23 protein-coding genes are annotated in these 20,380 nt (G+C 53.8%); 17 read left to right on the top strand and 6 right to left on the bottom strand.

The annotated features are described in order from the left end of the window. Positions 1-381 precede the first annotated feature (381 nt). The 8 genes from metK (at position 382) to ruvX (ending at position 7,601) form a co-directional block, all read left to right on the top strand. Positions 382-1,536, top strand: coding sequence for a methionine adenosyltransferase (metK, locus tag KI228_RS03995; RefSeq protein WP_042998052.1), 1,155 nt, complete (start codon positions 382-384; stop codon positions 1,534-1,536). A gap of 367 nt (positions 1,537-1,903) precedes the next feature. Continuing rightward, entirely contained in the window at positions 1,904-3,298 is a 1,395-nt protein-coding gene (gene galP / locus KI228_RS03990; protein WP_042324088.1) for a galactose/proton symporter, read from the top strand. 78 nt (positions 3,299-3,376) lie between these two features. Further along, positions 3,377-3,877, top strand: coding sequence for a SprT family zinc-dependent metalloprotease (locus tag KI228_RS03985; RefSeq protein ID WP_044255652.1), 501 nt, complete (start codon positions 3,377-3,379; stop codon positions 3,875-3,877). Between the two features lie 91 nt (positions 3,878-3,968). After that, positions 3,969-4,676 (top strand): deoxyribonuclease I, encoded by a 708-nt coding sequence (gene endA, locus KI228_RS03980; protein WP_061070560.1) that lies wholly within the window; start codon positions 3,969-3,971, stop codon positions 4,674-4,676. A 79-nt stretch (positions 4,677-4,755) separates the two neighbouring features. Further along, positions 4,756-5,487: a 16S rRNA (uracil(1498)-N(3))-methyltransferase gene (gene rsmE / locus KI228_RS03975; RefSeq protein WP_061070561.1), complete on the top strand. Its 732-nt coding sequence runs from the start codon at positions 4,756-4,758 to the stop codon at positions 5,485-5,487. Positions 5,488-5,499: 12 nt separating this feature from the next. Beyond that, positions 5,500-6,447 carry a glutathione synthase gene (gene gshB / locus KI228_RS03970; RefSeq protein WP_044255655.1) on the top strand — a complete coding sequence of 316 codons (948 nt, stop codon included), beginning with the start codon at positions 5,500-5,502 and terminating at the stop codon, positions 6,445-6,447. 174 nt (positions 6,448-6,621) lie between these two features. Continuing rightward, positions 6,622-7,185 (top strand): YqgE/AlgH family protein, encoded by a 564-nt coding sequence (locus KI228_RS03965; protein WP_042998057.1) that lies wholly within the window; start codon positions 6,622-6,624, stop codon positions 7,183-7,185. Next, the gene (ruvX, locus tag KI228_RS03960) at positions 7,185-7,601 is read left to right on the top strand and encodes a Holliday junction resolvase RuvX (protein WP_042998058.1); all 417 of its coding nucleotides are present in this window, start codon (positions 7,185-7,187) and stop codon (positions 7,599-7,601) included. The genes KI228_RS03965 and ruvX overlap by 1 nt, the downstream gene beginning before the upstream one ends. Before the next feature lie 13 nt (positions 7,602-7,614). Here the strand turns inward: ruvX and KI228_RS03955 are convergent, their stop codons facing one another. After that, positions 7,615-8,595: a type IV pilus twitching motility protein PilT gene (locus KI228_RS03955; protein ID WP_212807543.1), complete on the bottom strand. Its 981-nt coding sequence runs from the start codon at positions 8,593-8,595 to the stop codon at positions 7,615-7,617. Between the two features lie 17 nt (positions 8,596-8,612). Here KI228_RS03955 and KI228_RS03950 point away from each other — a divergent pair, with 17 nt between their 5' ends. From KI228_RS03950 to hemW, 5 genes are read left to right on the top strand one after another with little or no spacing between them, the layout of a single operon-like run. Further along, the gene (locus KI228_RS03950) at positions 8,613-9,317 is read left to right on the top strand and encodes a YggS family pyridoxal phosphate-dependent enzyme (RefSeq protein WP_061070564.1); all 705 of its coding nucleotides are present in this window, start codon (positions 8,613-8,615) and stop codon (positions 9,315-9,317) included. Positions 9,318-9,335: 18 nt separating this feature from the next. Next, the gene (locus KI228_RS03945; RefSeq protein ID WP_042998061.1) at positions 9,336-9,902 is read left to right on the top strand and encodes a YggT family protein; all 567 of its coding nucleotides are present in this window, start codon (positions 9,336-9,338) and stop codon (positions 9,900-9,902) included. Then, positions 9,899-10,189: a DUF167 family protein YggU gene (gene yggU / locus KI228_RS03940; protein ID WP_141227392.1), complete on the top strand. Its 291-nt coding sequence runs from the start codon at positions 9,899-9,901 to the stop codon at positions 10,187-10,189. The genes KI228_RS03945 and yggU overlap by 4 nt, the downstream gene beginning before the upstream one ends. Positions 10,190-10,196: 7 nt before the next feature. Then, on the top strand, positions 10,197-10,790 hold the full coding sequence (locus tag KI228_RS03935; protein WP_044263976.1) for an XTP/dITP diphosphatase: 594 nt from the start codon (positions 10,197-10,199) through the stop codon (positions 10,788-10,790). Next, positions 10,783-11,919 (top strand): radical SAM family heme chaperone HemW, encoded by a 1,137-nt coding sequence (gene hemW / locus KI228_RS03930; protein WP_042998064.1) that lies wholly within the window; start codon positions 10,783-10,785, stop codon positions 11,917-11,919. The genes KI228_RS03935 and hemW overlap by 8 nt, the downstream gene beginning before the upstream one ends. 31 nt (positions 11,920-11,950) lie before the next feature. Here the strand turns inward: hemW and KI228_RS03925 are convergent, their stop codons facing one another. The 5 genes from KI228_RS03925 to trmB all read right to left on the bottom strand — a co-directional run bounded on the left by KI228_RS03925 (position 11,951) and on the right by trmB (position 16,145). Continuing rightward, complete coding sequence (locus KI228_RS03925; RefSeq protein ID WP_061070565.1) at positions 11,951-12,958, bottom strand: DUF1202 family protein; 1,008 nt, start codon at positions 12,956-12,958, stop codon at positions 11,951-11,953. A gap of 133 nt (positions 12,959-13,091) precedes the next feature. Next, positions 13,092-14,138 carry an L-asparaginase 2 gene (ansB, locus tag KI228_RS03920; protein WP_042998066.1) on the bottom strand — a complete coding sequence of 349 codons (1,047 nt, stop codon included), beginning with the start codon at positions 14,136-14,138 and terminating at the stop codon, positions 13,092-13,094. A 189-nt stretch (positions 14,139-14,327) separates the two neighbouring features. After that, positions 14,328-15,047, bottom strand: a complete 720-nt coding sequence (locus KI228_RS03915; protein WP_042998067.1) for a YggN family protein — start codon at positions 15,045-15,047, stop codon at positions 14,328-14,330. Between the two features lie 52 nt (positions 15,048-15,099). Beyond that, positions 15,100-15,426 carry a YggL family protein gene (locus tag KI228_RS03910; protein ID WP_042998068.1) on the bottom strand — a complete coding sequence of 109 codons (327 nt, stop codon included), beginning with the start codon at positions 15,424-15,426 and terminating at the stop codon, positions 15,100-15,102. Next, the gene (gene trmB / locus KI228_RS03905; protein WP_044263972.1) at positions 15,426-16,145 is read right to left on the bottom strand and encodes a tRNA (guanosine(46)-N7)-methyltransferase TrmB; all 720 of its coding nucleotides are present in this window, start codon (positions 16,143-16,145) and stop codon (positions 15,426-15,428) included. The genes KI228_RS03910 and trmB overlap by 1 nt, the downstream gene beginning before the upstream one ends. Before the next feature lie 162 nt (positions 16,146-16,307). On the opposite strand from trmB, the gene mutY reads away from it, so the two are divergent. The 4 genes from mutY (at position 16,308) to KI228_RS03885 (ending at position 20,288) form a co-directional block, all read left to right on the top strand. Next, positions 16,308-17,360 (top strand): A/G-specific adenine glycosylase, encoded by a 1,053-nt coding sequence (mutY, locus tag KI228_RS03900; RefSeq protein ID WP_061070566.1) that lies wholly within the window; start codon positions 16,308-16,310, stop codon positions 17,358-17,360. A 27-nt stretch (positions 17,361-17,387) separates the two neighbouring features. Continuing rightward, positions 17,388-17,663 carry an oxidative damage protection protein gene (locus KI228_RS03895; protein ID WP_042998071.1) on the top strand — a complete coding sequence of 92 codons (276 nt, stop codon included), beginning with the start codon at positions 17,388-17,390 and terminating at the stop codon, positions 17,661-17,663. Positions 17,664-17,736: 73 nt separating this feature from the next. Next, positions 17,737-18,819 (top strand): membrane-bound lytic murein transglycosylase MltC, encoded by a 1,083-nt coding sequence (mltC, locus tag KI228_RS03890; RefSeq protein WP_054176411.1) that lies wholly within the window; start codon positions 17,737-17,739, stop codon positions 18,817-18,819. A 212-nt stretch (positions 18,820-19,031) separates the two neighbouring features. Then, positions 19,032-20,288 carry a nucleoside permease gene (locus KI228_RS03885; RefSeq protein ID WP_044255678.1) on the top strand — a complete coding sequence of 419 codons (1,257 nt, stop codon included), beginning with the start codon at positions 19,032-19,034 and terminating at the stop codon, positions 20,286-20,288. Positions 20,289-20,380 lie beyond the last annotated feature (92 nt).

The raw sequence follows: 20,380 nt of genomic DNA, 5'->3' as shown, positions 1-20,380 counted from the left end.
CGCACCCACAAGCCAAAGCTAACGTTTTAACCCGGCTGGAAGTGGCGACACGAAGAAAACGTCGTGTGCTTTTTGTATGAGCCGCGCGCCGCGTTTTATACCGACAACAGAATGAAAAAGCAAAACATAAATGCGCAGATTGTCAGCAGTATCTGTAAAAATTTCCCCTCATGTTTTCAACATAGTGAGAGCTGATTCAAAAAACAGTGGAAATCGGGTGAAGAAGTGACCTAAAATAGCCATCCAGATGTTAATCCATCCATACTGATTAACACTCAGACTGCCAGTGTCACTAACCTGCAGGCCTTGGTAGAATCTTCTGCTTTGGCTTTTCCGCACAACAGTTTGAGCTAACCAAATTCTCCTTAGGTGAAATAAAACATGGCAAAACACCTTTTTACGTCCGAGTCCGTATCAGAAGGGCATCCTGACAAAATCGCAGACCAAATCTCTGATGCCGTGCTCGATGCTATCCTGGAACAGGATCCGAAAGCGCGCGTCGCGTGTGAGACCTACGTGAAAACCGGCATGGTTTTAGTTGGCGGTGAAATCACCACCAGCGCATGGGTCGATATCGAAGAGATCACACGTAATACCGTGCGCGAGATTGGCTATGTGCATTCCGACATGGGCTTTGATGCCAACTCGTGTGCTGTCCTGAGCGCCATTGGTAAACAGTCTCCGGATATCAACCAGGGCGTTGACCGTGCCGATCCGCTGGAACAGGGCGCTGGCGACCAGGGCCTGATGTTTGGCTATGCCACCAACGAAACCGACGTGCTGATGCCTGCGCCGATCACCTACGCGCACCGTCTGGTGCAGCGTCAGGCTGAAGTGCGTAAAAATGGTACCCTGCCGTGGCTGCGCCCGGATGCGAAAAGCCAGGTGACCTTCCAGTACGACGACGGCAAAATTGTCGGCATCGACGCCGTGGTGCTCTCCACCCAGCATGCGGAAGAGATCGATCAGACGACGCTGAAAGAAGCGGTGATGGAAGAGATCATCAAGCCGGTTCTGCCGACCGAATGGCTGAACTCTGCCACCAAATTCTTCATCAACCCGACCGGCCGTTTTGTTATCGGCGGCCCAATGGGTGACTGCGGTCTGACCGGTCGTAAGATCATCGTTGATACCTACGGCGGCATGGCGCGTCACGGTGGCGGCGCATTCTCCGGTAAAGATCCATCGAAAGTGGACCGTTCTGCAGCTTACGCAGGACGTTATGTCGCGAAAAACATCGTTGCCGCAGGCCTGGCTGACCGTTGTGAAATTCAGGTTTCCTACGCGATCGGCGTGGCTGAACCGACTTCCATCATGGTGGAAACCTTCGGTACCGAGAAAGTGTCTGCTGAGCAGTTGACGCTGCTGGTTCGCGAGTTCTTCGATCTGCGTCCGTACGGTCTGATTCAGATGCTGGATCTGCTGCACCCGATCTACAAAGAGACCGCTGCGTACGGTCACTTTGGTCGCGAACATTTCCCGTGGGAAAAAACCGACAAAGCCGCTCTGCTGCGCGACGCTGCCGGTCTGAAGTAAGCGACCGACATCCGTGACGTAAGGCCAGCCTCGCGCTGGCCTTTTTTCTTTACGCCCCGCCAGAAATTCCTCCGCACGCCATTAATTGAAACCGCTTACACCATGGGGTGAAAGTACTCGTTTCAGAATAATCACTTTGCATGTTCTGGCTTTCTCTGCTGTTACATTTTATTTCAGCTAAGTCTTAAATCTACGCAAACGTGATACACCTCAGTTTAATTAATCTATAATTTTCAACTTATTAATGTAAATGACGATAAACGGGCAGTGTAACCGATTACACTTACGTGATAACAATCACATATTTTTGCGGTGTACTCACCTACCCTAATTATCAACAAAACTGATAACCCAAACGGAGGGCATAATGCCTGACAATAAAAAACAGGGGCGTTCCAATAAGGCGATGACATTTTTTGTCTGCTTCCTTGCAGCCCTGGCAGGATTACTTTTTGGCCTGGATATCGGCGTTATTGCTGGCGCATTACCGTTTATCACCGATGAATTCCAGATCTCCGCACATACTCAGGAGTGGGTCGTCAGCTCCATGATGTTCGGTGCAGCAGTCGGTGCGGTCGGCAGCGGCTGGCTCTCTTTCAAACTCGGGCGCAAGAAAAGCCTGATGATCGGCGCGATCCTGTTTGTCGCCGGTTCGCTGTTCTCCGCGGCAGCGCCGAACGTTGAAGTGCTGATCCTTTCCCGCGTCCTGCTGGGTCTGGCCGTTGGCGTGGCGTCTTACACCGCCCCGCTGTACCTGTCTGAGATCGCGCCGGAAAAAATTCGCGGCAGCATGATCTCTATGTACCAGTTGATGATCACCATCGGGATCCTCGGCGCCTATCTGTCGGATACCGCCTTCAGCTACAGCGGCGCATGGCGCTGGATGCTGGGCGTGATTATCATCCCGGCGATTCTGTTGCTGATCGGCGTCTTCTTCCTGCCGGACAGCCCGCGCTGGTTTGCAGCAAAACGGCGCTTTGTCGATGCTGAACGCGTATTGCTACGCCTGCGTGATACCAGCGCAGAAGCCAAACGCGAGCTGGATGAAATCCGCGAAAGCCTACAGGTGAAACAGAGCGGTTGGGCGTTGTTCAAAGAGAACAGCAACTTCCGTCGCGCAGTGTTCCTCGGCGTGCTGTTGCAGGTGATGCAGCAGTTCACCGGGATGAATGTCATCATGTACTACGCGCCAAAAATCTTTGAAATGGCGGGTTACACCAACACCTCAGAGCAGATGTGGGGCACCGTGATTGTCGGTCTGACCAACGTGCTGGCCACCTTTATCGCTATCGGTCTGGTTGACCGCTGGGGTCGTAAACCGACACTGACGCTGGGATTCCTGGTGATGGCGGCCGGAATGGGGATCCTCGGAACGATGATGCATGTTGGCATCCACTCCCCGTCCGCGCAGTACTTCGCTATCGCGATGCTGCTGATGTTCATCATTGGTTTTGCGATGAGCGCCGGTCCGCTGATTTGGGTGCTGTGTTCTGAAATCCAGCCGCTGAAGGGCCGTGATTTTGGTATCACCTGCTCGACGGCAACCAACTGGATTGCCAACATGATCGTCGGCGCGACGTTCCTGACCATGCTGCAAAACCTCGGTAATGCGAATACCTTCTGGGTTTACGCTGGTCTGAATGTGCTGTTTATCCTGCTGACGCTGTGGCTGGTGCCGGAAACCAAACACGTCTCGCTGGAGCACATTGAACGTAACCTGATGAAAGGTCGTAAACTGCGCGAAATCGGCGCACACGATTAATCTGCCCTTTGCGTCCTCCCCCACGGGAGGACGCCTTCCTCTTGCAGTCCCATCCCTGTCGCACTATTCTCTGCCGTTATGAAAACCGCCCGTCTCCCTATTGCTGTCCAGCAAGCCGTCATGCGTAGTCTGCGCGATAACCTCGCTCAGGCTAACCTGAAGCTCGGCTGCAGCTATCCCGAACCCACGTTGGTGTATCAACAACGTGGCACCTCTGCCGGCACCGCCTGGCTGGAAAGTTACGAAATTCGCCTAAATCCGGTGCTGCTGATGGAAAACGTCGAAGCGTTTATCAACGAAGTGGTGCCGCACGAACTGGCGCATTTACTGGTGTGGAAGCGATTTGGTCGGGTTGCGCCGCACGGTAAAGAGTGGAAGTGGATGATGGAAAGCGTGCTCGGTGTCCCCGCACGCCGCACGCATCAGTTCGAACTGCAATCGATACGCCGCAACACTTTCCCATACCGCTGCCGGTGTCAGGAGCATCAACTGACCATCCGCCGCCATAATCGCGTGGTGCGCGGCGAAGCCACCTACCGCTGCGTCCACTGCGGCGAACCCTTAGTGCCGCTTAAATAACCAGAACTATCAGGAACTTTCCTGATCTGACTGATTGCATCACACATCAACTTTCGTTACGTTGCGGGCTCGCTTTGATACGGAGTTCATGATGTACCGTCCTCTTTTTTTGGCTACCGCCTTTTTTACGGTAGCCCTTTCGGGCCAGACGTTGGCCGCTGGCATTAACAGTTTCTCACAGGCAAAGACCGCAGGCGTCAAGGTTAACGCCGATGTCCCTGGCGACTTCTATTGCGGATGTAAAATCAACTGGCAGGGCAAGAAGGGGGTCGTCAATCTCGACTCCTGCGGCTACAAAGTGCGAAAGAACGAGAATCGCGCCAGCCGAATCGAATGGGAACACGTCGTTCCGGCATGGCAGTTTGGCCACCAACGCCAATGCTGGCAGGAAGGCGGACGGAAAAACTGCGCCAAAGATCCGGTCTATCGCAAAATGGAAAGCGACATGCATAACCTGCAACCCGCCGTCGGTGAGGTGAATGGCGATCGCGGTAACTTCATGTACAGCCAGTGGAACGGCGGCGAAGGTCAATATGGGCAGTGCGCCATGAAAGTCGATTTCAAAGAAAAGATCGCCGAACCACCCGCCCGCGCGCGCGGTGCGATTGCGCGGACCTACTTTTATATGCGCGACCAGTACAACCTGACGCTATCCCGCCAGCAAACCCAGCTTTTCAATGCCTGGAACAGGCTGTATCCAGTTACCGACTGGGAGTGTGAGCGCGACGAACGGATCGCGAAGATTCAGGGAAACCATAACCCTTACGTGCAACGCGCTTGCCAGGCGCAAAAGAGCTAACCTACACTAGCGGGATATTTGATTAACCCCTTACCCCGCGCGGCGAGACTGCGTGGGGAGATGACGCGGATTTATAACTATGCGCATTCCCCGCATTTATCACCCAGAACCCATCACCGCCGGCAGCCAGATTTCCCTGTGCGAAGATGCCGCCAACCATATCGGACGCGTTTTGCGGATGGGGCCAGGTCAGGAACTGCAGCTGTTTGATGGCAGCAATCAGGTTTTCGCCGCTGAAATCACCCGCGCCAGCAAAAAAAGCGTCGACGTAAAGGTGCTACATGGCGAGATTGACGATCGTGAATCGCCGCTGCACATCCATCTTGGCCAGGTCATGTCGCGCGGCGAGAAGATGGAGTTCACCATTCAGAAATCGATCGAACTGGGTGTAAGCCTCATTACGCCACTTTTTTCTGAACGCTGCGGCGTTAAACTGGACAATGAACGTCTGAACAAGAAGCTCCAGCAGTGGCAGAAAATCGCCATTGCCGCCTGCGAACAGTGTGGTCGCAACCGGGTGCCGGAAATTCGCCCGGCGATGGATCTGGAAGCCTGGTGTGCAGAACAGAACGAGGGGTTGAAACTGAACCTCCATCCCCGCGCCAGCGACAGTATCAACACATTGCCACTTCCGGTTGAGCGCGTTCGTTTGCTGATTGGCCCGGAAGGTGGGCTGTCAGCAGAGGAAATTGCCATGACCGCACGCTATCAGTTTACTGATATTCTGTTAGGACCTCGCGTTCTGCGTACTGAGACAACTGCGCTCACCGCCATTACCGCGCTTCAGGTGCGATTTGGCGATCTGGGCTAACGGAGAAGAATAATGATCAAGCTCGGCATCGTGATGGACCCCATCGCAAGCATCAATATCAAGAAAGACTCCAGCTTCGCTATGCTGCTGGAAGCGCAACGTCGTGGTTACGAACTTCATTATATGGAGATGGCCGATCTTTATCTGATTAACGGTGAAGCCCGCGCCCGCACGCGTACCCTGAGCGTCGAGCAGAACTATGATAAATGGTATGAGTTTACCGGCGAGCAGGATCTGCCGCTGGACGCCCTCGACGTCATTCTGATGCGTAAAGATCCGCCGTTTGATACCGAGTTCATCTACGCCACCTATATTCTGGAACGCGCGGAAGAAAAAGGGACGCTGATCGTCAACAAGCCGCAGAGCCTGCGTGACTGTAACGAAAAGCTGTTCACCGCCTGGTTCTCTGACCTGACGCCGGAAACGCTGGTCACTCGCAACAAAGCGCAACTGAAGGCGTTCTGGCAGAAGCACAGCGATATTATTCTCAAGCCGCTTGACGGCATGGGCGGCGCGTCGATCTTCCGTGTTAAAGAAGGCGATCCGAACCTCGGCGTGATTGCGGAAACCCTGACCGAACATGGTACCCGCTACTGCATGGCGCAGAACTATTTGCCAGCCATTAAAGATGGCGACAAACGCGTGCTGGTCGTTGATGGAGAACCGGTTCCGTACTGCCTGGCGCGCATTCCGCAGGGCGGCGAGACCCGTGGCAACCTGGCCGCAGGCGGTCGCGGTGAACCACGTCCGTTAACCGAGAGCGACTGGGAAATCGCGCGCCGTATCGGGCCGACACTGAAAGCCAAAGGACTGATTTTTGTCGGTCTGGATATCATTGGCGATCGTCTGACCGAGATTAACGTCACCAGCCCGACCTGTATCCGCGAGATTGAAGCCGAATTCCCGATCTCCATCACCGGGATGCTGATGGACGCTATCGAAGCACGTTTGCAAAAATAATCAGCCATGAACCAGTGCTGTAGGCCTGATAAGCGTAGCGCCATCAGGCATTAAGACACCGATGCCGGAGGGCGACACAGGCGTCTTATCCGGCCTACAGTAGTGACATCCGTGCGCTTTACCCACATACTGACCCCTGTTGCTTTTTTGAACCAGGAAACAGAACCTCTGACAATGAATTTACAGCATCACTTTCTTATTGCCATGCCTGCTCTCCAGGATCCGATTTTCCGCCGTTCAGTGGTGTACATTTGCGAACATAACGAAGATGGCGCAATGGGGATTATTGTGAATAAGCCTCTGGAAAATCTCCAGATTGAAGGGATTCTGGAAAAACTAAAAATCGCGCCAGAACCGCGCGATCCGGCGATCCGTCTGGATAAAGCAGTGATGCTTGGCGGCCCGTTAGCGGAAGATCGCGGGTTTATCCTGCACACGCCGCCGTCGCGTTTTGCCTCCAGTATCCGCATCTCGGATAACACCGTCATCACCACGTCTCGCGACGTGCTTGAAACCTTAGGCACGAATGAGCAACCTGCCGATGTGCTGGTCGCGCTCGGTTACTCCTCCTGGGAGAAAGGCCAGCTTGAACAAGAGCTGCTGGACAACGCCTGGCTGACTGCCCCTGCCGATCTCAATATCCTGTTTAAAACACCGATTGCCGATCGCTGGCGTGAAGCCGCCCGACTGATCGGTATCGACATCCTGACGATGCCCGGCGTGGCGGGGCATGCCTGATGAGTGAAACATTACTGGCCTTTGATTTTGGCACCAAAAGTATCGGCGTGGCGATTGGTCAGCGGGTAACCGGCACAGCGCGCGCCCTGCCCGCGATTAAAGCGCAGGACGGTACGCCGGACTGGAACCTGATCGAACGCCTGCTCAAAGAGTGGCAACCGGATGAGATCATCGTTGGCCTACCGCTGAATATGGACGGCACCGAGCAACCGCTCACTGCGCGCGCGCGCAAGTTCGCCAACCGCATTCACGGGCGTTTCGGCGTTACGGTCACCTTACACGATGAGCGACTCAGCACCGTCGAGGCACGCTCCGGCCTGTTTGAGCAGGGTGGCTATCGCGCGCTGAATAAAGGTAAGATCGATTCCGCCTCCGCCGTTATCATTCTCGAAAGTTACTTCGAGCAGGGCTACTGATCCCATACGTTGCTTAAAGCCGTCCTTGTGCCTGTCGCTGTTGCAGGCTCTGGGCAAAGGTCATCATCCCCATCTGCTGCCCGGTCTGAATGACATGGGGTAACTGATGGGACTTCCCTTCCCGAATCAAATTCCCCGCTGCCGGCGTGTTGATCAGCTGTTCATACAGCGCAACGCGCCCCTCCTGCTTGTCGGGTTCCAGTTTCTGCGACAGTACGGCGCGCAGACTGCCTGCCAGTTGGCTGCGCACCGGGTCTTTTTCCTGCGCCGGAAAAGAATCAATCAGTCGCTCGATCGCCTGCGCGGCACCGCGCGTATGCAGCGTCGCCAGCACCAGATGCCCCGTTTCCGCCGCCGTTAGCGCCAGACGAATGGTCTCGCTGTCGCGTAGCTCTCCCAGCAGAATCACATCCGGATCTTCACGCAGCGCCGCGCGTAATCCGGTGGCAAATGAGGCGCAGTGCAGTCCTGCTTCACGCTGCTGAATCAGGCAGCGCTGGCTGGTGTAGATATACTCGATGGGATCTTCCAGCGTCAGAATATGTCCATCGATATGCTGATTCAGCCACGTGACCATCGCCGCCAGGGTAGTTGATTTTCCGCTGCCTGTCGCCCCAGTCACCAGAATCAAACCATTCTCGCTGCGGAGCAGTTCGGGCAGCACAGAAGGCGTCCCCAGCGTTTCCAGCGTCGGGCACTGCGTCGGCAGCAGCCGTAGCGCCAGCGACGTCCCCTGCCGCTGGTGAAAGGCGCTGGCCCGCAGGCGCTGGTTATCCGCGAGCGAAACCGCGAAATCCAGTTGCCCATTTTGTCGTAACGCCGCCTGCTGCCCCTCATCCAGCCAGTCCGCCAGCAGTCCGGTAATGTCGGTTGCGGTAAAGGGTGCACGCTCCATGCGTCCCCGTTTTCGCCAGCGCGCAGGCCACGCATTGCTTAGGTGTAGATCCGAGACGTTATGCTTTACACTAAGGGCCACAATTTCTTCCATATTCATAGACAGATCCTCGGAAAATGAACGATATCGCGCATAACCTGGCACAGGTCCGGGACAAAATCTCAGCCGCCGCATCGCGTTGCGGGCGCGCTTCAGAAGAAGTTACGTTACTTGCAGTGAGTAAAACCAAACCTGCGAGCGCCATCGAAGAAGCCATCGCCGCTGGTCAGTTAGCCTTTGGTGAAAATTACGTGCAGGAAGGGGTGGAGAAAATTCGCCACTTTCGCGAGAAAGGCATTGCCGGCCTGCAATGGCACTTTATCGGCCCGTTACAGTCCAACAAAAGCCGTCTGGTGGCCGAGCACTTTGACTGGTGCCATACTCTCGACCGCCTGCGCATTGCTACCCGGCTGAACGAACAGCGTCCGGCAGAACTGGAACCGCTGAACGTGCTGATTCAAATCAACATTAGCGATGAAAACAGCAAGTCCGGCATTCCACTGGAGGAACTGGACGCACTTGCCGCTGAGGTCGTCGAATTACCGAATCTTCGTCTGCGCGGTCTGATGGCGATCCCTGCCCCTGAGTCAGATTATGTAAGGCAGTTTGAAGTTGCCCGCCAAATGGCTGTAGCATTTGCCGGGCTGAAGACGCGCTATCCTGACGTCGATACCCTGTCGCTGGGTATGTCGGATGATATGGAAGCCGCCATTGCGGCGGGTAGCACGATGGTACGTATCGGCACCGCCATTTTTGGTGCACGTGATTACACAAAAAATTAAGGAAATCTGAGGAACGCCATGAATACGTTGACCTTCTTGCTCTCAACGGTAATTGAGCTGTACACCATGGTGCTGTTATTGCGCGTGTGGATGCAATGGGCTCGCTGTGACTTTTATAACCCTTTCTCCCAGTTTGTGGTGAAAGTGACGCAACCGATTATTGGGCCACTGCGCCGTATTATTCCCCCGATGGGACCAGTCGACAGCGCATCGCTGCTGGTTGCGTTTATCCTCAGCTTTATCAAAGCGATAGTGCTGTTTAAAGTGGTGACGTTCCTGCCGATCGTCTGGATCGCCGCTGTGCTGATCGTGCTCAAAACCATCGGGCTGTTGATCTTCTGGGTGCTGCTGGTGATGGCCATCATGAGCTGGGTAAGCCAGGGCCGTAGCCCGATTGAGTATGTGCTGATTCAACTGGCCGATCCGCTGCTGCGCCCGATTCGTCGCATTCTCCCGGGTATGGGCGGCATCGATTTCTCGCCAATGATTCTCGTCCTGCTGTTGTACGTGATCAACATGGGGATTGGCGAGGTTCTGCAGGCAACCGGTAATATGCTGCTGCCGGGGCTGTGGATGGCGCTATGAGTGCCGTAACCCGCTGCGATGACGGACTGGTTTTACAGCTCTATATTCAGCCGAAAGCCAGCCGCGACAGCATTGTCGGTTTACATGGCGACGAACTGAAAGTCGCCATTACCGCCCCGCCGGTGGATGGCCAGGCGAACAGTCATCTGGTGAAGTTTCTCGGTAAGCAGTTCCGCGTGGCAAAGAGCCAGGTTGTCATTGAAAAGGGCGAACTTGGCCGCCATAAACAGGTTAAAATCATTCATCCGCAACAGATCCCGCCAGAAGTCGCGGCATTAACTGATTAGGTATCCTATGCAAAAAGTAGTCCTCGCAACCGGCAATGCCGGTAAAGTGCGTGAGCTCGCGTCGCTGCTCAGCGATTTCGGGCTTGATGTGGTAGCGCAAACGGATCTCGGCGTCGATTCTGCCGAAGAGACCGGGCTAACCTTTATTGAAAACGCGATCCTGAAAGCGCGCCATGCCGCACAAATCACCGGTTTACCGGCGATTGCCGACGACTCCGGTCTGGCCGTTGACGCGCTGGGCGGCGCGCCGGGCATCTACTCTGCGCGCTATGCCGGTGAAGACGCGAGCGATCAACAGAACCTGGAAAAGCTGCTGCATACCCTGAAGGATGTGCCGGACGAACAGCGTCAGGCGCGCTTCCACTGCGTGCTGGTCTATCTGCGTCATGCTGACGATCCTACACCGCTGGTGTGTCACGGCAGTTGGCCGGGCGTGATTGCGCGTACGGCATCAGGCAACGGCGGCTTTGGCTATGACCCAATCTTCTTCGTGCCTTCGGCAGGTAAAACCGCTGCCGAACTGACGCGTGAAGAGAAAAGCGCGATTTCCCACCGTGGACAGGCGCTGAAGCTACTGCTGGAAGCCTTACGTAATGGTTAAGTTGCCGCCGCTGAGTCTTTACATTCACATCCCGTGGTGCGTGCAGAAATGCCCGTACTGCGATTTCAACTCGCATGCATTAAAAGGTGAAGTCCCGCACGATGATTACGTCCAGCATCTGCTGAGCGATCTCGACGCGGACGTCACGTATGCGCAGGGCCGCGAAGTGAAGACGATTTTCATCGGTGGCGGTACGCCGAGCCTGCTTTCCGGCCCGGCGATGCAAACGCTGCTCGATGGCGTGCGTGCGCGCCTGAATCTGTCAGCGGATGCGGAAATTACGATGGAAGCGAATCCGGGTACGGTCGAAGCCGATCGCTTTGTCGATTATCAGCATGCCGGGGTAAACCGTATTTCTATCGGCGTGCAGAGCTTTAGCGAAGCAAAACTGAAGCGTCTGGGACGCATTCACGGCCCGCAGGAGGCCTGCCGCGCGGCGAATCTCGCCAGCGGTTTAGGCCTGCGCAGCTTTAATCTCGATTTAATGCACGGCCTGCCGGACCAGTCACTGGACGACGCCCTGGATGACCTGCGCCAGGCAATTGCGCTGAATCCGCCGCATCTCTCGTGGTATCAACTGACGATTGAACCAAATACGCTGTTTGGTTCCCGCCCGCCGGTGTTACCGGACGATGATGCACTGTGGGACATCTTCGAACAGGGCCACCAGTTGTTAACCGCCGCAGGTTATCAGCAGTATGAAACCTCAGCCTATGCCAGACCGGGCTACCAGTGTCAGCACAACCTGAATTACTGGCGCTTTGGCGATTATCTCGGCATCGGCTGCGGCGCACACGGTAAAGTCACGTTCCCCGATGGCCGCATTCTGCGCACCACCAAAACGCGCCATCCGCGTGGCTATATGCAGGGACGTTATCTGGAAAGTCAGCGCGATGTGGAGCAGGTCGATAAACCGTTTGAATTTTTCATGAACCGATTCCGTCTGCTGGAAGCCGCCCCCCGCGCTGAATTTACTCAGTATACGGGACTGAGTGAAGAGGTAATTCGTCAGCAGATCGATGACGCCATAGCCCAGGGGTATCTGACCGAATCCGCTACGCACTGGCAGATCACCCGGCACGGAAAACTGTTTTTAAATTCGCTGCTTGAGCTGTTTCTCCCCGAATGATTCTGGATGCGCCGGTGGCGCATCCCTCCCATTACCGGAGAACTCCGTGGCGTCGTAATTCATCGGTCTCTTTTTTCCAGCGATCATAGCCTTCATTGATATCGTCAATCTTGATATGCAGATCCGTCTGCTGCATACGAAGTTTAGAGGCAGCTATGTTCAGCGGATACTGTCCTTTTTCATACGCGATCCAGTCAGCTAGCGCTTTTCGGCTGAGTTCTTGCGATTTCAGAAAGACCTGCCGTCTTTGCTCTTGTATATCGAAATCTCTCTTTTGCTGAATGGGCGTTTCATAACAATTGTCACTCTTTTTATGACATGCGTCTAACGCTGGCTGATACACTTCTTTTGCATATTTCTCGGCAAACGCACTGCTGTCGTTCGCTTTGACAAAGTCATCGCGCACTTTAAACATCTTGTGGAATGCCTCTTCCCGGGTCAGTGTTTTACCATCAGACGCTTTACCCCAATAGTCATCGGCCTTTTGTTGAGCAACAGCTATTTGTTTATCCAGCGTTTTTATTTGTTCTTCGAGGTGGGCGATCGACTTTTTCTGCGCGATATATGAAGCATCAATTTGACTGAATCGGTAGTTAAAATCATCTCCATTTACGATGAGATATTTATCGTTGGTTTTAATATCAGTAATAACCCGCCCTTCATTGCTGGCTGCCGCTTGAAAGGAATAGAAATTCACCCTCCAGCCGGAAGCAGGTGTCCCTGTACTGGTTAACATCGCGGAAAATTTAACCGGTCGATCTTTTATCCAGGTACGTTCCACAAAGTAATAATCCGCAGCCATACCGATGCCGGTATAAAGATCATCACTGGAAGAGACGTCGCCCTCCGCAGACCAGGTGGCCTGATTACCAGTGGAATCAAGATTTTTTAAGGTGACAGAATTCAGTTTAAGCACGCCGTGATACTGCTTACTAAACGCATCTTTCAAGACGCAATCGCCAGGTTGAGCGACTTCCGCCCAGCTATAACCTGAAACCAGCGTAAAAAACGCCGCACCTGCTATCCATTGTCGAAACATTTGCGGACCTCCCGTCCAGAATAATGCTAACCGCCACCATCATAATTAAAATGATCGTTAGCAGATTAATGATTCACTGGTCAGAGAGATATTTCAGAAAACTGCCCCAGCCGCTTGACTGGGGCATCAGCGATTAATACTGATTAAACATCGTCTGGATCTGTTTCGGATCTTTAGTCTGAGTCAGCGCCAGTTGCAGCAGTACGCGTGCCTTCTGTGGGTTCAGAGAACCAGAGGCAACGAAACCGTACTTCGCATCATCGATTTCAGCATCCTGCGTGGTTGAACCAGTCGGTACGCGGGAAGAACGCACTACAACAGTTCCTTTATGCGCTGCGGTTGCCAGCGTATCGAAGACCGTTTTGTACAGGTTGCCGTTACCCACACCAGCGCTCACAATCCCATCATAACCGGCATCCACCAGCGCTTTTGCCGGCAGATCGGAAGCATTCGCGTAGTTATAGACGATACCGACCTTCGGCAGTTCATTCAGCTTAGAAACGTCGAACGGCGTGGAGGTGGTGTGCTTACGCGCAGGCGTACGCTGGTAGTCGATTTTACCGTTATGAATGTAGCCCAGCGGTCCGTAGTTAACGGATTTGAAGGTCGCCACATCGGTGGTGTTGGTTTTGGTCACGTCGCGCCCGTCAAGCACGGTGTCATTCATCACGACCAGCACGCCACGGTTGGCAGAGGCTTTATCCGCCGCTGTCACTACCGCGTTATAGAGGTTGAACGGACCGTCCGCGCTCATTCCGGTAGACGGACGCATTGCGCCAACCAGCACTACCGGCTTGTTGCACTTCACGGTCAGATCGAGGAAGTAAGCGGTCTCTTCCATGGTGTCAGTACCGTGGGTAATCACGAAGCCGTCGGTGCTGTCACACTCGTTATTGATCTTTTTCGCCAGGGTTAACCAGACGTCGTCGTTCATATCCTGCGAACCGATATTGACAACCTGCTCACCCTTAACGTTAGCGATATCCTTAAGTTGAGGAACGGCTTTGACCAGATTCTCTACGCCAACTTTGCCCGCCGTATAGTTAGATTTGGTTGCGGAGTCACCGCCACCGGCAATCGTCCCGCCGGTCGCTAAAATGGTAACGTTCGGTAAGGCGAGTGCTGCACCGCTGAAACCCATTACCAGTGCTGCCAGTGCCGTTTTCCTGAAAAACTCCATGTTATTTCTCCAGTTACGTGAATTTGCCGCATTATCCCAATGCCAGAGCTGAATAATGTGATTTCATCCAATTAACCAGACAAATGTATCTATCAGATTGTTAAATTTAGAGGTGGATATCAAAACGAAGCGGAAAGGCAAAAGAAAATGGCACAGAGGCGATCTGTGCCATTGTTTTATATGAAAAGTTTATTTAAGCGTGCTGACCAGCGCCTTGCGGTTATCTTCCAGCGTCACCACGCGGCTGCAGACATCTTTACCGAACTGCTGGAAATCTTTTTCCTGATTCTTCCATTCGGTCTGGATCGCGGATTGTAATCCGCCGAGACTGCCCAGCACGCCCTGCAGTGGATTCCCACCGCCTTTCAGAACGGCTTTCGCCCCCATCTCGTTGATGCTGTCCTGCAAAATGCCGCCCATCGCCTGATTCACCAGTTGCTGACCGTCGGCACGCACCTGATCGATAGCTTTATAGTGGAAGGTCAGACCGTCAGTACGATGCTCGATAATCCGGTTCATCTGCTCTTTCAACTGGGCATCCAGTTTCGTCAGACGCCCCCGCATGTTACTGCTCTCGCCCACTTCTTTGGCGATAATTTTATCCAGCGCCACGCGCCCTTTTTCGACACGGTTTCTGGCACCTTCATCAATCCACGGCAGCGCGCTGCGCAGTTCGGCCTGGTAATCTTTCGCCTGCTCGCGTTGTGCGGCGCTCAGCGTGTACTGCTTACCGTTGTACATCACATTGCCGTCCGGCGTGATCACCAGGTTGCCGTTTTCACCCTTCACCTGCACCGTTTGCGGGCTCAGAATCACATCGTCACGCGGCGTGACGCTGCACTGGTAGTCTGCATGAGCGGTCATCGCCGTTACAGAAAGGGCTGCCGCCAGCAGCGTTTTGCGCATCATAACTTTCCCTCAAGACAAATCGGGCCAGCAAATGCTGGCCCCGTATGCGTATTTAGTCCCACCAAACGTCGAAAAGTTCGCTGGTACGCACTTCTTCAAGTTTGTGTTCTTCCAGCCACTTACGCACAATCGCCTGATGTTCTTCAGTGCATTTGCCGATTTCCTGCATGCAGATCAGACCTTCCCAGGCCAGATAACCGCTGCCGTCAAAAGCCAGTTTGTTCGGTTCAATAACGTCATTGATAAAGTCATCAACGGTTTTATCAACCTGCTCTTCAGATGTACCTTCCGGGAAACGCCATGCTACCGAAAATCCTAATTCCTGGAATTCGTCAATATGCATTTTTTTACGCAGACGACGGCTACGGTTCTTTGCCATTATTTCACCCTCTCGAACATTAAGTCCCATACGCCATGACCAAGACGATGGCCACGTTGTTCAAATTTGGTTACCGGGCGCGATGGTGGGCGCGGTACGTAATCGTGACTCTCTGACAGGTTTTTATATCCGTCAATGGAGGACATCACTTTAAGCATGTGCTCGGCATAGGCTTCCCAGTCAGTCGCCATGTGGAACACGCCGCCCAGCTTCAGTTTGCTTTTGACCAGCTCGGCAAACGGTACCTGAACGATACGGCGTTTATTATGACGTGCTTTGTGCCACGGGTCAGGGAAAAAGAGCTGAACCATCGTTAAAGAATTGTCAGGAATCATTTTATGCAGCACTTCGACTGCGTCATGGCACATCACACGCAGGTTCTCAACGCCCTCGTCATGGGCCGACGCCAGACATGCGCCCACACCAGGCGAGTGAACTTCAATACCGAGGAAATTTTGCTCCGGACGCGCTTTCGCCATTGCCACCAGTGAGGCGCCCATACCGAAGCCAATCTCCAGCGTAACCGGCGCTTCACGGCCAAACAACGTCGCGAAATCCACCGGATCTTCGCTGAATTCAACGCCCATCACCGGCCAGTAGTTTTCCAGCGCGTGCTCCTGCCCTTTGGTCAGCCGCCCCTGGCGACGAACAAAACTACGAATCCGGCGCAGTGGACGGCCGTTTTCATCAAATTCCGGTGAGATGACGTCGTTTTTCATAAAAGTTAAGTCTGCTTGTGATTAAGGTCTGAAAACGGGCATTATCCAAAGTTAGTTGCCGGATGCAAGTAAAGGAAGCGCTCACGCTGCGGAAAGTTCCGGTTTACACCCTGTTGCCTCTGTGCTGCAATCTTGCCCCCAACAATAATGAATTCGGTGACCATGCAAGCGTCTCAATTTTCAGCCCAGGTTCTGGACTGGTACGATAAATACGGGCGAAAAACCCTGCCCTGGCAAATTGATAAGACGCCTTACAAAGTATGGCTCTCAGAAGTGATGCTGCAACAGACCCAGGTGACGACGGTCATTCCTTACTTTGAACGGTTTATGGCCCATTTCCCGACGGTGACCGATCTCGCCAACGCGCCGCTGGACGAAGTGCTTCACCTGTGGACGGGGCTCGGTTACTACGCCCGGGCGCGCAATCTGCACAAGGCGGCGCAACAGGTAGCCACGCTGCATAACGGCGTATTCCCTGAAACCTTTGAAGACGTGGCGGCGCTCCCCGGCGTCGGGCGTTCAACCGCCGGCGCCGTGCTGTCACTCTCGTTGGGTCAACCTTTTCCGATTCTTGACGGCAACGTTAAACGCGTGCTGGCGCGCTGCTATGCTGTTAGCGGCTGGCCGGGTAAAAAAGAGGTTGAGAAAAAACTCTGGGATCTGAGCGAGCACGTTACACCGGTGAAAGGAGTGGAGCGTTTTAACCAGGCGATGATGGATTTAGGCGCGATGGTGTGTACGCGCTCAAAACCGAAATGCTCGCTGTGCCCGTTGCAGAACAGTTGTGTCGCCTGTGCGAATGACAGCTGGTCACTTTACCCTGGCAAGAAACCGAAACAGACGCTGCCTGAGCGGACAGGCTATTTTCTGCTGCTGCAACATCAGGACGACGTCTTACTGGCACAACGCCCGCCAAGCGGATTGTGGGGTGGGTTATTCTGTTTTCCGCAGTTTACCAGTGAAGAGGAATTACGGGAATGGCTGGCGCAACGGCATGTGAACGCTGATAATTTGACCCAACTTAACGCGTTTCGCCATACCTTCAGCCATTTCCATCTGGATATTGTGCCTATGTGGCTTACTGTGTCTTCATGCGGTTCATGCATGGATGAAGGCAACGCGCTCTGGTATAACTTAGCGCAACCGCCATCTGTTGGCCTGGCGGCTCCGGTGGAGCGTTTATTACAGCAGTTACGTACCGGTGCCCCCGTTTAACGCACCGGACGATGAAGAGGATAAGTTATGAGCAGAACGATTTTTTGCACTTTCCTGCAGCGTGAAGCAGAAGGACAGGATTTCCAGCTGTACCCGGGCGAACTGGGAAAACGCATTTATAACGAGATTTCAAAAGAAGCGTGGGCGCAGTGGCAGCACAAGCAGACTATGCTTATCAACGAAAAGAAACTCAATATGATGAACGTCGAGCATCGCAAACTGCTGGAACAAGAGATGATCAACTTCCTGTTTGAAGGCAAAGACGTGCATATCGAAGGTTATACGCCGGAAGATAAAAAATAAGCACGTTGCCGGATGGCTCAACGCTGTCCGGCAACACCGCACAACGACAAACACAACACGCACTCCCGGAATGATGAAAAAATTTCTCGCGCTTGCCGTTATTGCGCCGTTGCTCATCTCCTGTTCCAGTTCGACCAAAAAAGGCGATTCTTATAATGAAGCCTGGATCAAGGATACCAACGGTTTTGACATTCTGATGGGGCAGTTTGCCCACAACATTGAAAATCTGTGGGGCTATCAAGAAGTGCTGATCGCCGGTCCAAAGGACTACGTGAAGTACACCGATCAGTACCAGACCCGCAGCCATATTAACTTTGACGACGGGACCATTACCGTTGAGACCATCGCCGGGACTGAACCTGCGGCACATTTGCGGCGCGCCATCATTAAAACGTTGCTGATGGGTGATGATCCCACCTCCGTCGACCTCTACTCTGATGTCGATGACATTCAGATCTCCAGAGAGCCGTTCCTGTACGGCCAGGTGCTCGATAACACAGGTCAGCCGATCCGCTGGGAAGGCCGGGCGACGAAATTCGCCGATTACCTGCTGCAAACGCGGATGAAAAGCCGCAGCAACGGGATCCGCATGATTTTCAGCGTGACAATTAACCTGGTGCCGAATCACCTGGATAAACGTGCGCATAAATACCTCGGCATGGTGCGCAAGGCATCCCATAAATATGGCATTGATGAGTCGCTGATTCTGGCGATTATGCAGACGGAGTCATCCTTCAACCCATACGCAGTAAGCCGTTCCGATGCGCTGGGGCTGATGCAGGTGGTTCAGCATACCGCCGGGAAAGACGTTTATCGTTCCCAGGGCCGCTCCGGTGTCCCGAGTCGCAGTGAACTGTTCGATCCAGCCAGCAACATTGATACCGGCACCGCCTATCTGGCGATGCTCAACAATGTCTATCTGGGCGGCATCGATAACCCAACGTCACGACGCTATGCGGTGATCACCGCTTACAATGGCGGGGCGGGCAGCGTACTGCGCGTCTTCTCCAGTGATAAAGTGCAGGCCGCGAATATCATCAACAGCATGACGCCAGGGGATGTGTACCAGACGTTAACCACGCGTCACCCCTCTTCTGAATCGCGCCGTTATCTGTATAAAGTCAATTCCGCGCAAAAAACCTATCGGCGGAACTGATGCTTCTCTTCCCCGCTCCCGGTAAAACGGCGAGCGGGCGACCCAAAACGTGACAAAAGTCACTTTTTCGCATTGCAAAAAGGTATTGTTTTGCAATTATTTGTCACAGGTAACAAAAAATCACCCATCGTCGTTGATAGAATCACATCATACAGTCACGGCATTTGTGCCAATCGAAACATTCATTCGCCTTCCTGTGTGAGGAAATTAACATGAATCTTAAGCTGCAGCTGAAAATACTCTCCTTTCTGCAGTTCTGCCTGTGGGGAAGTTGGCTGACCACCCTCGGCTCCTATATGTTTGTCACCCTCAAATTTGACGGTGCTTCTATTGGTGCTGTCTATAGCTCGCTGGGGATCGCGGCGGTTCTGATGCCGACCCTGTTGGGGATCGTGGCGGACAAATGGCTCAGTGCAAAGTGGGTATACGCCATCTGTCACGTGGTGGGTGCAGTGACGCTGTTCATCGCCGCTGAAGTCACGACGCCGGGTGCGATGTTCTTTGTGATCCTGCTTAACTCACTGGCATATATGCCAACGCTTGGGCTTATCAACACCATTTCCTATTACCGCTTGCAGAACGCAGGCATGGACATCGTTACTGACTTCCCGCCGATTCGTATCTGGGGCACCATCGGTTTCATCGCCGCCATGTGGGCCGTGAGCTTCTCCGGTTTTGAACTGAGCCATATGCAGCTGTATATTGGCGCGGCGCTCTCTGTGATGCTGGTGCTGTTTACGTTGACCCTGCCGCACATTCCGGTGGCGAATCAGCAGAAGAATCAAAGCTGGACTTCTATGCTGGGTCTGGATGCCTTCGCGCTGTTTAAAAACAAGCGTATGGCTATCTTCTTCATCTTCTCAATGATGCTCGGCGCAGAACTGCAAATTACCAACATGTTCGGGAACACCTTCCTGCACAGCTTCGACAACAACCCGCTGTTCTCCGGAAGCTTTATCGTTGAGCACGCGTCGGTGATGATGTCGATCTCGCAGATCTCCGAAACCCTGTTCATCCTGACCATTCCGTTCTTCCTCAGCCGTTACGGGATCAAGAACGTCATGCTGATCAGTATCGTGGCGTGGATGTTGCGCTTCGGCCTGTTCGCCTACGGCGATCCGAGCCCGTTTGGTACCGTGCTGCTGGTTCTGTCGATGATTGTTTACGGCTGCGCCTTCGACTTCTTCAACATCTCCGGTTCGGTGTTCGTTGAGAAAGAAGTTCGTCCGGAAATCCGCGCCAGTGCGCAGGGCATGTTCCTGATGATGACCAACGGCTTCGGCTGTATCCTCGGCGGCGTGGTAAGCGGGAAAGTGGTAGAGCATTACACCCTGAACGGCATTACCGACTGGCAGACCGTGTGGCTGATTTTTGCCGGCTACTCACTGGTTCTGGCCTTTGCCTTCGTGGCGCTGTTTAAGTACAAGCACGTTCGCGTCCCGACCGGCACGCAGACCGTCGCACATTAATCTCTCTGTCGGATAAGACGCTTTCGCGTCTTATCCGGCCTACTCCGATACACCTGGCCGGATAAGCGCAAGCGCCATCCGGCATTCTCTTT

It is taken from the genome of Citrobacter amalonaticus (assembly GCF_018323885.1).
Taxonomy (GTDB): Bacteria; Pseudomonadota; Gammaproteobacteria; order Enterobacterales; family Enterobacteriaceae; genus Citrobacter_A; species Citrobacter_A amalonaticus.
This window is presented reverse-complemented; position numbering and strand designations above follow the sequence as displayed.